The sequence below is a fragment of the Nonomuraea sp. bgisy101 genome (assembly GCF_057708945.1).
In genome coordinates this window covers 1-11,492 of the sequence record NZ_JBYITD010000079.1, presented here as the reverse complement: position 1 = coordinate 11,492, position 11,492 = coordinate 1, and the positions used below count along the sequence as shown (strand labels likewise).

Sequence of the window (11,492 nt, the reverse complement as noted above, 5' to 3'; positions counted from 1 at the left end):
GCCTGAAGATCTGAACTCCGTACAGGCCCTAGGGCCTCCGCCGGTAGCGGGCCGCGAGCCGGCGCGATGCCAACAGCCCACGCGTGGAAACCAAAGTGGTCTTTGGTGGTTGGGGCTGGAAGAGTAAGCTTTCCTACATGCTTGACGTGCGCCGCCTGCGGATCCTCCAGCATCTGGATACATACGGCACTGTCGCCGCGACCGCGGAGGCCCTGCACCTGACCGCGCCGGCCGTCTCCCAGCAGCTCGCCGTCCTCGAGCGCGAAGCGGGCGTGCCGGTCGTCGAGAAGCACGGACGCACCCTGCGCCTCACCCCCGCGGGCGAGCTCCTGGTCGCCCACGCCGAGGTCGTGCTCGGCGACCTCGCCGCCGCCGAGTCCGATCTCGCCGCGCTGCGCGGCGGGCGGCACGGCCTGGTGCGCGTCGCGGCCTTCGCCTCCGCCGCCCGCACGCTCGTGCCCGCCGTATGGCAGCGGCTGGCCGACGGCTCGCTGACCCTGCAACTGGTCGAGCAGGAACCGGAAGACGCGCTCGAGGCATTGCGCAAGCGGGAGACGGACCTGGCCATCGTCCACGGCTACACCGTGCTCCCCCGCCGTTTCCCGGCCGGCTGCGAGCAGGCGACCCTCATGGAGGATCCCGTCCTGCTGGCGCTGCACCCCGACCATGCCGGCAGGCTCGGGGTGCCCGAGGGCGAGGCCGTCGACCTCGCTCGGCTCGCCGACGCGTCGTGGCTCACGCCGGGGCCCGAGGCGTCCTGCTACGAGATGATCCAGCGGACCTGCGGCGCGGCCGGGTTCGTGCCCGCCATCCGTGCTCGCAGCAGCGACTTCTCCGTCCTGACCGCGCTGGTGGCGGCAGGAGCGGGCGTCGCTCTGGTCCCGCGCCTCGCCCTCCCAGCGGCGAGCGCGCCCATCAGCCTGCATCCGCTCGTGCGGCCCGTGAGCCGCACGATCTTCACAGTCAGCCGCGCGGGAACGGCTCGGCGCCCCGACATCCGGCGCCTGGTGACGCTGTTGCAGGAAGCCGCCGCCGACGTCGGCCAGGCGACCACGGGGCCTTGGAACGAGGCCGGCAGACCACCGGCCGCTTTGAGGACCTGCGACCCTCAAGCGCTCTAGGTCACGCAGATCGACCCTGGACTCGGCGGTGCTCCAGCGACCGGAACCGGTGCGAGCCATCGCCGCCCCTGGCTTCCCCGCGCCCGCGCGAGCAGCCGGCGTGGGGTGCCGTGCGACACGCCCCGAGAGGATCTCCCAGCGAAGCGACCATGACTCGTAGGTTGTGACCAGGCACGATGTCGACCTGAGGAGTAGGACAGATGACCAGCACGCCTTCCACCGAGCCGCCCATGGACGGCCTCCGCTCGGCTCTGTGGCTGCCGCTCTTCGACGATCTCGCCGACCCGCTCGTCGTCACGCGCCTGGCCGTCGAGGCCGAGGAAGCCGGATGGGACGGGGTGTTCGTGTGGGACCACCTGCGGTGGGGCGAGCCCGTCGAGGAGGTGGCGGATCCGTGGATCACGATGGCGGCGATCGCCACCGCCACCGAGCGCGTACGTATCGGGCCGATGGTCACCCCGCTCCCCCGCCGCAGGCCGGCCAAGGTGGCCAAGGAGACCGTGACGCTCGACCAGCTCAGCGGTGGCCGCCTGACCCTGGGCGTCGGCCTCGGCAGCGACCTCTTCGGCCTCGAACTGTCGACGACAGGGGAGGAACTGGACGACCGGGTGCGGGGACGGATGCTCGACGAATGCCTCGACCTGCTGGCGGCCGCGTGGTCGGGTGAGCCCGTCCATCACAGGGGCGAGCACTACACGCTCGACGGCGTCAGGCTGCTGCCCAGACCCGTGCAGCGACCCGGCATCCCGGTGTGGACCGCGGCACTGCCGGGCAACCCGGGACCGTTGCGGCGCGCGGCCCGTCATGACGGTTTCTTCCCCGTGAACGTCAGCGGCCCCGACCAGTTCGCGGAGATGGTGGGCACGGTCAAGGAGTTGCGTTCGGCCGAGGGGAAGGACGCCGCGGCGCCTTACGATGTCGCGGTCGCCCTGCCGCCCGGCAGCGATGCCGCGCCGTACGTGGAGGCGGGCGCGACCTGGTGGATGGTCGAGTTCCCGTGGGGCGCGGTGTCCCTGGACTCCGTACGCGGCGTCCTGCGCGAGGGCCCCGCACCGCGATGACGGTTGTCCGTGCCCACGAGGGCACCCGGCCATCAACCGTCCAGGCCCTCCGCTGATCGCTCAACCCGAGCGGAGGGCCGTCCACGCCGCAAGTAGAACGAAAGGGATTTATAACCAAGAAGAGCTACAAAAGGTCACGAGCCGCCCAGAGGGGCTGCCATATGGAGTGACCTCAATGACCGATCGCAAGCACGCCTGCGGCGCCGCCATGAGACTTCGTCGCGACAGCCGCGCTTCACGCCTCCAACCGGCCGACGGGCAGGCGGCCGGAGTCGACGGGATGTCCTTGGCCCGCGTGGTCACCGACCAGGTCCGGCGGGAGGGGAAACACTTCCTGCCAGAGTGCTTCCTTGATCAACTGGCCGCCGTCCGTGCCCAGCACACCGGCCTGGACCCGTTTCTCGACGCCTTTCTCGACTGCGTCCTCGACAAGTACGAGGACCGCTTCTGGAACCGGACATATCTGGCGCTGCCCCTTCTGGAACTTCTGCAGGACGAACGGTATGGCGGGCTGAGCCCGGCCCGGCTGTCCACCCTGCTCGTTTCCGACGTCGTACGCTTCGAGATCGAAGCCGCGACCGGGTCATCGGAGTCGTGGGGCCAGGATCGGCCGGACGCGATGACCCTGCGCAAGCGGCTCAGGCACGCCCTGCGGTTCATGGCCGACGACCTCGAGGCGGCACCCGCCGACGGCCCGCCCGGCCGGACGCTTCTGACGATGACCGAGTCCGGGCCGGAAGATCTTCTCGACCACCTGCCCAGGCCGCCCGCGACCGGCGCGGGCCAGTGGTTCGACGTCACCGTCCTCCCGGTGTACCTCCTGCACGACGAGTACTTCTTCATCCGGGTCCTGCAGACCCATGAAATGATCTTCACCGCGATCGGGTCGGACCTGCGGGCGGCGATCGGCGCGTTGCGGGACGGGCGCCTGGATGCCTGCGTGGCGCGAGTCGATCACGCGGTCGCGGTGTTCGAGCGCGCGGCGTCCCTGTTCCGGATGGTCGCGACGATGCGGCCCGAGCACTTCTCCGGATTCCGGCAGTTCACCCAGGGCGCCAGCGCCATCCAGTCCGAACAGTACAAGCGGTTCGAGATTCTGTGCGGTCCTCCGGACGCCGCGCGTCTGCGGTCGGCCGCCTTCACGAGCGTGCCGGTCGTGCGTGCCGAGGCGGAGGGTCACCACGACAGCCTGACCGGCGTGTATCTCGAACTCCGCGGCGAGGCGGGATTCAGCCCGGCGGCATGGGCGGCACTCGACGCGGCGCTCGGCCGGTTGGAGGCCATCCATCAGCGCTGGAAGTCGACGCACCGCACGCTTGCCGTACGGATGCTCGGCGACGCGCGCGGGTCGGGTGACACCGCCGGCGTGCCGTACCTCACGCAATGTCTGGGAAACCGCCTGTTCGGGCGGCTCGGCGAGGCCTCGGGGCTTGACCGACAACGGAACGGCCAGTGGCGTTAGCGAGCCGACACGCGAGGAGCTCTGGAAGGCGCTGGACTACCCGCGCGACGGTGACACGCTGGTCGTACCGTCGCTGGACCGGCTCGGCCGGTCCCTGCAGGGTTCGGTGAGGTTTCTGGAGGACATGGGGGCCGGGGCTTGTGAGCGCCGGGTGTCGTTGCCGCCGGGTGCGGAGTCCGGTTCGAGCGGGTACTGCCGGCGCGGAGGTTCCCGTCGTATCGGGGCCAGCGGAATTTCCCTGGTCATGACTCGCCCCGAACCGGATCCCACATGCCTCCAAGTCCGTGAGCCGCCCCGCCAGGAGAAGGAAAGGTGCCTCCGGCGGGGCGTGATCTCATGCTGGCACACCCTCGGCACACTCTGCCGTCACCGGCAGCCGCGGCGATGTGGCGGTGGGCGATGCCTCGGTCGGGTCGGCGTTCTTGCGCCGCTTGATCGGCGCGGCCAGGTTGCCAGTCCGCGCCGCTCCAGCCCTTTCCGAGTGGAGCCCGCCCCTGAGCGAGCGTATGAGAAGGCTCTCACGCCATCCTGATTTGCGGTGCTCGGGTCGCGCATGGCACCTTAAGACTCATTCCGATCATGACCACTCCCCACATGCCGGGCGTGGTGCACGGAATCACGAGCGGTCGCTGCGGTGGCCGTCCGTCGGCCCCGCGGTAGCGGGGATGCTCCTGGAGCCCTTCGTCGCAGAGGGCTCTCATCGGCGTCTCCTCAAACCACGCAAGGACGGGCCCATGTTCGACCCCCCTATCGATCTCAGCGCTCCCCGGCTACCAGACCGCCGCCAGCACACGGCCGGCCAGGACGGCGTTCCTCGGCCGCTGCTCCACCAAGGACAACCAGGATCCCCGCTCCTCGATCGCCGGACAGCTCTCCGAGGCCTGCCTGCTCCTGGCGCCCGGCGAGGCGTTCACCGCCCACTTCTGGGACGTGGAGTCGGGCATGCTCGGCCTGGACGAGCGCAGCCAGGGCTGCGCCGATGACTACGCGAGGCTCGGCGTGCCCGTCCCCCGCGACGGCGGGCTGCGCGAGCTGCTGGAGTGGGTCGAGCGCGGTGAACTCGATCGGGTGGTGTGCGAACGGGTCAGCCGCGTCGCCCGCGACATGCTGCCCAGCCTCCAAGTCGAGCACCACCTGGCCTCCCGCGGGGTGACGCTCGAATGCGCCAACGAACCCAGGGGCAGAATGACCACCGGACAGCTGGAGCTACGCCGTACCGCGCAGGTTCGCGCCGAGATCTACCGACACGACCTGCTGAAGCAGTCCATGCGCGGTCAACGCCAGCACGCCGCCGCCGGCTACCGGCACGGCCCGCCCTGCTACGGCTACATCGCCGTCGTGGACCCCGATGCTCCCCTGGCCGCCAATAGGTTCGGCGGCGGCCGCCCCAAAAATGCGCCTCGCGCTGCACCCCGACCAGCGCCGCGCCAACTCGGTGCAGGAAGTGTTCCGGCTCCGCCGAGACAACCAGCGAGGGGACGGCGAGATCGCTCGTCTGCTGGCCGCCGGCCTTGACCGGCATCCGCTGGCCGACGGACAGGTGCTGTGGAACGTGCGGCGGATCCGCAAGATGCTCGCACAACCCAAGTACAGCGGCTATCAGGTGTTCAACAGGTGCGCGGCCCGGACCAACCACGGCCGGATCAAACCCATCGCTGACTGGGTGTGGTCACGTGAGCAAGCCCATCCGGCGATCGTGCTCTTGGAGGAATGGCATGAGACTCAGCTGGTGACCGCGCAGATGCGAGAGCGGCAAGCGCCCGGCTGGGATCGGGTGAACGCGGCCGCCGCCCAGCGCGGGATGCAGCTCACGACGGTGCGGGAGAGCGACGCCCACGTCCTGTACGAGGCCGCGGGACGCCAGTTCGTGCTGCCGCGCGGAGAGCTGCCTGCCGCGGTGCCGACGAGGTCACCACGATCCTGGAGGCGGGCGCGTGACCGACCACGAACCCACGCCCGAACCCACGCCCGAACCCACGCCCGAACCCACGCCCGAACCCACGGCCGAACTTGCGGCCGACGGGGGCGCGCCATCATCCTGCCGGCCGTTCGACTGGAAGGGCGGTGGATCACGCGGGCCGGTGCACATGGCGTCGTCGTCCACGGCCGGACGCTGCGTGAACTCCAGGCCAGCGCGCGACAGGCGCTGGCGCTGCGTCTCGGCACCCCAACGGCCCCACCCGTGCAGGTGCACCTACAGTCGGCCGAACTCGACACGCTCGTCGAGGCGCGCCTGCGCTACGACACGGCCTTGCGCCACGCGGTGCAGGCCCTGCGCGCAGACGGATCCTCCTGGTCCGACATCGCGCAGGCCTGCCACGTCCGCATCGCCGACGCGCAGACCGCGCTGGGTCAAGGCCCAGGCTGACGCGCCCGCGAAGATCACAGTGTCGCGCCCGACCACTGCGCGGCGCACGCACCAATCCAGCGCAGGGCCCTGAAGCCCATCCCCCACGACAAGGAGCCGCTCCACATGTTCAACCTCCAGACAGCGCATCTGGGGCCATTGCCGCCGCTCCCGCCACACGCGGCCACCCACTCAGCATTCCGCGCGGTCACCGAACACCGAAGGTGATCCGCTGCCGGAGGAGGTGATCCCAATCACCTGAACCCCCCCCGTCAATCCAATCCACTGCCAACCGCTTGGGAGAACCCATGCTCGACCCGATGCACACGGGCGAACAGCTCTACTACCTTGGCGAATACGAGACAGAGATCAGCCGCAACACCGAAGAGGAGGACGGCACCCCCACGACCACCATCATCGTCTCGCACATGCCATCGTTCACGGTTGTCGGTCGGCAGCCCTTCACCGTGCGGCGAGGAGCGTCTTACGCCGTGCGTGAGGAGGAAGTCGAATTGCTCCACGTACGCGACCAGGATGGCAACGTGTTTTGGATCGTGGACCGCCCTGCGAAGCGGGATCAGATGCAACTGAGCCGCCAGGAGTTCGGCCAAGGTAGACGCATCTTCACCTACCAGTCCGCCAACGAGTGGGAAGCGTTCCGCGGCTATGGCGACGTCGATGACCTCAAGGCGGCGCTCGGTGACGAGGAGACCCGCAAGGCCCGCTACGACGGATACGACGCGCTGCTCGCCCGAGTGCATGAGGCGATCGGCGAGGAGTGGCCGTACGACACGAGACCGGACTACGAACTGGCCGACCCGTCCGTCCACGTTTACACCCGTGACCAGTACGAGCGGGCATGCGCCGCAGCCGGCCTGGAGCCGCTGGACGACGAACGGTGCATGAAAGGCATCGGCTGGCTGCCGCTCTCCGAGGGCGAGACGGCGGTCATGCGGATGACGGTACAGACTCTCGCCGAGCGCCGCGTGAACGGCAGCAAGGCCGAGACCGAGTGGCGGCTGGCACGGGGCCGCAAGGCGGCCGAGGCCGCGGCCGGCGCTGGCCCGTACACGCGTGAGCAGTACGAGCGGGTATGCGAGATCATCGGCATTCCCACGCTGTCGGACGGCGGGTGCGTGGCGGCCGTCGAGCACCGGATGAGCCGCTACGCCGGCGGCCTCATCGTCATCGACCCGCGGCTCCCCGACGACGACCTGTCCATCGACATGGCGGGGCGTCGCGTCGATGCGATGGAGCAGGAGGCCAGATCGGCGGGCCGCCGCTGCGACGAATGCGGCACCGTCATCATCGGCTCGGCGATGGCTGCCAGTCTCGGGCTGGCGTGCAGTGTCGAGTGTTTCGACGCGATGGCGGACCGGCCCGGCCGGTACGCGACCAGAAGCAGGAACTGAGCAATCGCCTGCCCAACACATCGAGCGCGTGAGCAAGGCGCTGTCGAGGCCGCGGCAGAATGTCTCGAGCACGTCGATGGGCAGGCCTGCCCGGCGAGCGTCAGGCGTCCACAGACGGCGACTGGTGGGGTCGACCTTTACCGACAGGCCGATACGGGTCGCACGATGGGCCATCGCCCGACACCGGGGATGTCGGTGGCACCTGATGGAATTCGCGGGACCAGATCGTGCGACGTCGTAGGAGCCCGCCATGGACCGTCACGCATGGAAGCCGTTCCTCCAGCGCTGGAGCGAGGAGTGGCGCATCGCCCGCCCCGACGAGGAGCCGGACGGCGATCCCTGGCTCGGGTGCCCGCCCGCCACCGAGGACGAGGTACAGGCCCTGGAGGCGCGTCTGGGGTGCGTGCTGCCCCCATCATTCCGCGAGTTCTTATTGGTCACCAACGGCTGGCGGCACGCGGGCAACTTCGTCTGGAGCCTACGCGGCACCGAGGAGATCGGCTGGCTGGCTGATCTGGAGCCGATGTGGGCCGAGGCCTACGCCGACTGGGATGAGGAGGACGCAGAGCCCGCGGCGGCACGCTCGTTGCTGATCTCTCTGGAGGCGGATGCCGGCGTCGTCTACCTCGACCCGGGCGACGTCGACGAGCGCGGTGAATGGGCGGCCTACGACGTGTTCTCATGGACCGGCATGGGCCCCGACCGGTACGGCTCGTTCTACGAGAAGATGTACGACTTCTACGCCGGATTCCACGCCCTTGACCGCCCCCAGTGCGAGACCCAGCGCGAGTGGGACGCCAAGGTCGAGGACGCCCGGCTGGCGAGCCTGCGCGGCGAGGTGGACTGCCCACTGACCGTGTTCGCGCAGGCCACACGTTTCGGCCGCGACCGCGCCTCGTTCCTGCACTTCCAGATGCAGACCCTGTTGAGAGAAGTGGACGACGACCCCTTCTACCAGTTGGTCACAAACAGCGACACCCGGTCGTGGGTCCTCGATGAGGACCTGTTCGCCGCGCAGGCCCTGCCACTGCTCTTCACCGCGCACAAGAAGGCCCGACGGTTCGGCCTAGGTTCCACGCTCCGGTTCCTGCGGGAGCGCGGTCCGCAGCGGATCAAGGACCTGATCGCCTGTCATCAGGCGCGGCGGAAGGAGCCGGGGTTCCGGCTCCGCTTCGGCAACCCGGAATTCGACGTGGCCGCGCACGCCGCTCTCGACGCCGGACAGGACGCCTGGCCGCGCCTGCGCGATGCCCTTGTCCACTGGCGGCCGCTGCATGAGGACCATCTCGCACCGATCGCCCTGCTGGCCGACCCCAGGGCCGCCCGCCTGATCACGCCGGAGCGCGGACGCGAACTCCTGGCCATGAGACGGGGCTAAACGAAGGTCAGCCGCTACGCGCCGGGGGAACACGGAGCGTCTTCATCAGGCCCCATGGGAACGACAACTCGCGACTATCGAATAGAGACGGGGTCGGATGTCTTTCACGGCGTTACATCCCGAACTGGGCCGGATCGACGCCACGCTCACCGACCTGGGCCAGGGACTGGCGTGGGAGAGCGTCTACCGGACGCGGCCCCGGATCGGGCTCACCTGCCCCGAGTGCGGCCACGACGTGCACGCCAAGCTGTCGCCGCGGCGGACGCGATACTTCGCGCACGACCCCGGCCGCTCGCCGCAATGCCAGCTGGCGGTGGAATCGGCCGATCACCACCAGCTGAAGCTAGTGCTGGCCGAGGCGATCCGCCGCGCCGGCTGGTCAGCCGATCTCGAAGTGCCGGCACCCGACGGGTCCTGGCGGGCTGACGTGATGGCCACCTCCGTCGCAGACGGCGACCGGGTGGCGTGGGAGGCGCAACTCTCCCCGATCACCGACGACGACATCCACATGCACACCGACCGCTACGCCGACGACAACATCGATGTCTGCTGGGTCAGTTCCCGCGACCGCATCCCGTGGCTGTGTGCGGTCCCCGCAGTCGCCGTGACCCCGGCAGACCCGCCAACGGCGGCCGAGCGGTGGATGGTGCACGACGGTCTGGTGAGGTTCGACTACGCCCGAGGCGGATGGGTCCAGGTCGACGACGTCCCTCTTGCCACCGTCGTGCGGTGGGTACTCGGCCACGGCCTGACCTTTCACTCCATCGGGCGCCGTTACCGGCGCATCCACCTGCCAGGCGGCAATGCCACCACGCGCCGTTCGGCGTCGTGGACCACACAGCGCTCCATCGACACCGAAGCCAAGCACGAAGCCATGCGCCAGCGGCAGGAAGCCGCCAAGAGCGCACGTGAGGAGCACGCGCGCAGAGCCGAGGAACACCGCAAGCAGGTCGAGCGCGAACGCCAATGCCAAGAACAAGAACGTCGTCGTGCCGAAGCAGCAGAACGACACCGCCTACTCATGATCGAGCTGGAATGTCAGCGAGCGACCAGGGAGGCACAATGCCGCGAACAGGAGCGTCAGCAGCAAGAAAAGGCCCGGCAGGAGGAGTTGGCACGCCTTGAACGCGACCGCCAGGAGCAAGCCGCCGCACACCAATGGTGGAACGGGGTGTCTGCCGCCCAGCTCACCGAGCTCATAGACCACGTCGCGGCGCTGTCCATGACCGAACACGCCTCACGAGCGCTCCCGAGCCCCGACGAAGGCGACCGCGAGCACGCGTACGGCATCGCCGTCTACACCGGCCGTCGTCTCTACGGGGTGGTCAGACCCTGCCCGCAATCCCTGGGCCGGCTCCATACCCCGACGCGAGTCTTCGTGCGCAACGCCCACGAGAAGGCGTTGATCACCGCAACCGGTCTCATCGACGCTGACCTGGTCACCCACTTCGACCTGCCCGACCACGAGCAGACCACCCTGCTCTGACCGAGGCAGCCGCGCAGCAACCACGGCCGCGAGGTCAGCTACGCCGACATCGCCGCCGGCGTCGGCATCAAGGACGGCCCCCGCCTGCGGCGGGCCGTCAAGGTCGCCCGCGTGGTCGCGGCCAACCGGGGCGATCGCCTGGAGAAGTTCCTGCCGTCACAAAGCTCCGCCCGTCGCCGGGTCTTCGTCACCCGCTACATGCGCCAGGGCCTGGGCGATGAGTTCGGCGCCCGCGACGCGATGTCCGCCGCCCGCACCGCGATGACCGCGATGAAGGACATGCACCGCGCCACCACCTTCGAGGCCGGCAACGACAAGTCGATCGCGCGCCAGGAGTTCGGCACGATGGCCAAGGCCGTCGACGAGTGCATCACCAAGGTCTTCGGCATCGACAAGGTCGGCCCCCAGGTGGTCAAGCAGGAGAACACCGGCCTGCTCGCTCAGATGATCGCCGCCCTGGAAGCTCGTCTCACTGAAACCACAGGCTGACCAGGAAAGACGCCCCTCGCGACAAACTGGCTAGGAGCCGACGCCAGGCAGCTCGCAACCTGAGCCCACCGCGCAGCCTGACAGAATCGTGACCCATGATCGACGATTTCGCGAAAGACAACCTGCACGAGAGACTGCGGCGGGACCGCAAGGCGCTGCTCTGGAAACTCGACGGCTTGTCCGAATACGATGCCCGCCGACCTTTGACAGCGACCGGGACCAACCTCCTCGGCCTGGTCAAACACGTGGCTACCGTTGAGGCCAGGTACTTCGGCGAGGTCTTCGACCGCCCTTCCCCGGAACCGCTGCCCCGGTGGCAGGACTCCGACGGCAGCCACTGGGCGACCGAGGACGAGACCCGCGAACAGATCATCGGGTTCTACCGGCGCACGTGGGGACACTCGGACGCGACGATCAACGAGCTTCCCCTCGACGCCCCCGGCCACGTGCCGTGGTGGCCGGAGTCAACGCCGGCCTGGCACACGAACCTGTTCGCCATCATGGTCCATGTCCTCGGCGAGTCCACCCGGCATTCCGGGCACGCCGACATCCTGCGCGAGGGCCTCGACGGCCGGACCGGGTTGCGCCCCGAATACGAGGAGCAGATCGACGAGGAAGCCCGCGCAGCCTACTGCGCGAAGATCGAACTGGCCGCCAGGGCGGCCGCACCAATCAAGGCTTAACCACAATCGCGCCACCGTGGGGGGGGGGAGGGGGGGGGGGGGGGGGGGGGCGG

12 protein-coding genes are annotated in these 11,492 nt (G+C 69.2%); 11 read left to right on the top strand and 1 reads right to left on the bottom strand.

Features of this window, described 5'->3' with window-relative positions; translation table 11 throughout:
• Positions 1 to 137 precede the first annotated feature (137 nt).
• From AC3EO4_RS54910 to AC3EO4_RS54895, 4 genes are all read left to right on the top strand, one after another.
• Positions 138 to 1,121 (top strand): LysR family transcriptional regulator, encoded by a 984-nt coding sequence (locus tag AC3EO4_RS54910; RefSeq protein ID WP_379582096.1) that lies wholly within the window; start codon positions 138 to 140, stop codon positions 1,119 to 1,121.
• A gap of 200 nt (positions 1,122 to 1,321) precedes the next feature.
• Positions 1,322 to 2,182: an LLM class flavin-dependent oxidoreductase gene (locus AC3EO4_RS54905; protein WP_379582094.1), complete on the top strand. Its 861-nt coding sequence runs from the start codon at positions 1,322 to 1,324 to the stop codon at positions 2,180 to 2,182.
• A 175-nt stretch (positions 2,183 to 2,357) separates the two neighbouring features.
• Positions 2,358 to 3,644: a tryptophan 2,3-dioxygenase family protein gene (locus AC3EO4_RS54900; protein WP_431904698.1), complete on the top strand. Its 1,287-nt coding sequence runs from the start codon at positions 2,358 to 2,360 to the stop codon at positions 3,642 to 3,644.
• Positions 3,535 to 4,176, top strand: coding sequence for a recombinase family protein (locus tag AC3EO4_RS54895; RefSeq protein WP_379582090.1), 642 nt, complete (start codon positions 3,535 to 3,537; stop codon positions 4,174 to 4,176). Before AC3EO4_RS54900 ends, AC3EO4_RS54895 begins: the two co-directional genes overlap by 110 nt.
• Before the next feature lie 238 nt (positions 4,177 to 4,414).
• On the opposite strand, the gene AC3EO4_RS54890 is transcribed toward AC3EO4_RS54895, so the two are convergent.
• Positions 4,415 to 4,588 (bottom strand): hypothetical protein, encoded by a 174-nt coding sequence (locus AC3EO4_RS54890; RefSeq protein WP_379582088.1) that lies wholly within the window; start codon positions 4,586 to 4,588, stop codon positions 4,415 to 4,417.
• Between AC3EO4_RS54890 and AC3EO4_RS54885 the strand changes: the two genes are divergently transcribed.
• From AC3EO4_RS54885 to AC3EO4_RS54855, 7 genes are all read left to right on the top strand, one after another.
• Positions 4,587 to 5,159 carry a recombinase family protein gene (locus tag AC3EO4_RS54885; protein WP_379582086.1) on the top strand — a complete coding sequence of 191 codons (573 nt, stop codon included), beginning with the start codon at positions 4,587 to 4,589 and terminating at the stop codon, positions 5,157 to 5,159. The genes AC3EO4_RS54890 and AC3EO4_RS54885 overlap by 2 nt on opposite strands.
• A complete protein-coding gene (locus AC3EO4_RS54880; RefSeq protein ID WP_431904701.1) occupies positions 5,080 to 6,012 on the top strand; it encodes a recombinase family protein in 933 nt (310 codons plus the stop codon). Before AC3EO4_RS54885 ends, AC3EO4_RS54880 begins: the two co-directional genes overlap by 80 nt.
• Before the next feature lie 287 nt (positions 6,013 to 6,299).
• Positions 6,300 to 7,403, top strand: coding sequence for a hypothetical protein (locus AC3EO4_RS54875; protein ID WP_431904694.1), 1,104 nt, complete (start codon positions 6,300 to 6,302; stop codon positions 7,401 to 7,403).
• 250 nt (positions 7,404 to 7,653) lie between these two features.
• Positions 7,654 to 8,781: an SMI1/KNR4 family protein gene (locus AC3EO4_RS54870; protein WP_431904691.1), complete on the top strand. Its 1,128-nt coding sequence runs from the start codon at positions 7,654 to 7,656 to the stop codon at positions 8,779 to 8,781.
• Between the two features lie 235 nt (positions 8,782 to 9,016).
• On the top strand, positions 9,017 to 10,267 hold the full coding sequence (locus AC3EO4_RS54865; RefSeq protein WP_488186386.1) for a competence protein CoiA family protein: 1,251 nt from the start codon (positions 9,017 to 9,019) through the stop codon (positions 10,265 to 10,267).
• 111 nt (positions 10,268 to 10,378) lie between these two features.
• Positions 10,379 to 10,756: a hypothetical protein gene (locus AC3EO4_RS54860; protein WP_379582078.1), complete on the top strand. Its 378-nt coding sequence runs from the start codon at positions 10,379 to 10,381 to the stop codon at positions 10,754 to 10,756.
• 95 nt (positions 10,757 to 10,851) lie between these two features.
• Positions 10,852 to 11,439, top strand: coding sequence for a DinB family protein (locus tag AC3EO4_RS54855; RefSeq protein ID WP_379582076.1), 588 nt, complete (start codon positions 10,852 to 10,854; stop codon positions 11,437 to 11,439).
• The last annotated feature ends 53 nt before the right edge of the window (positions 11,440 to 11,492 follow it).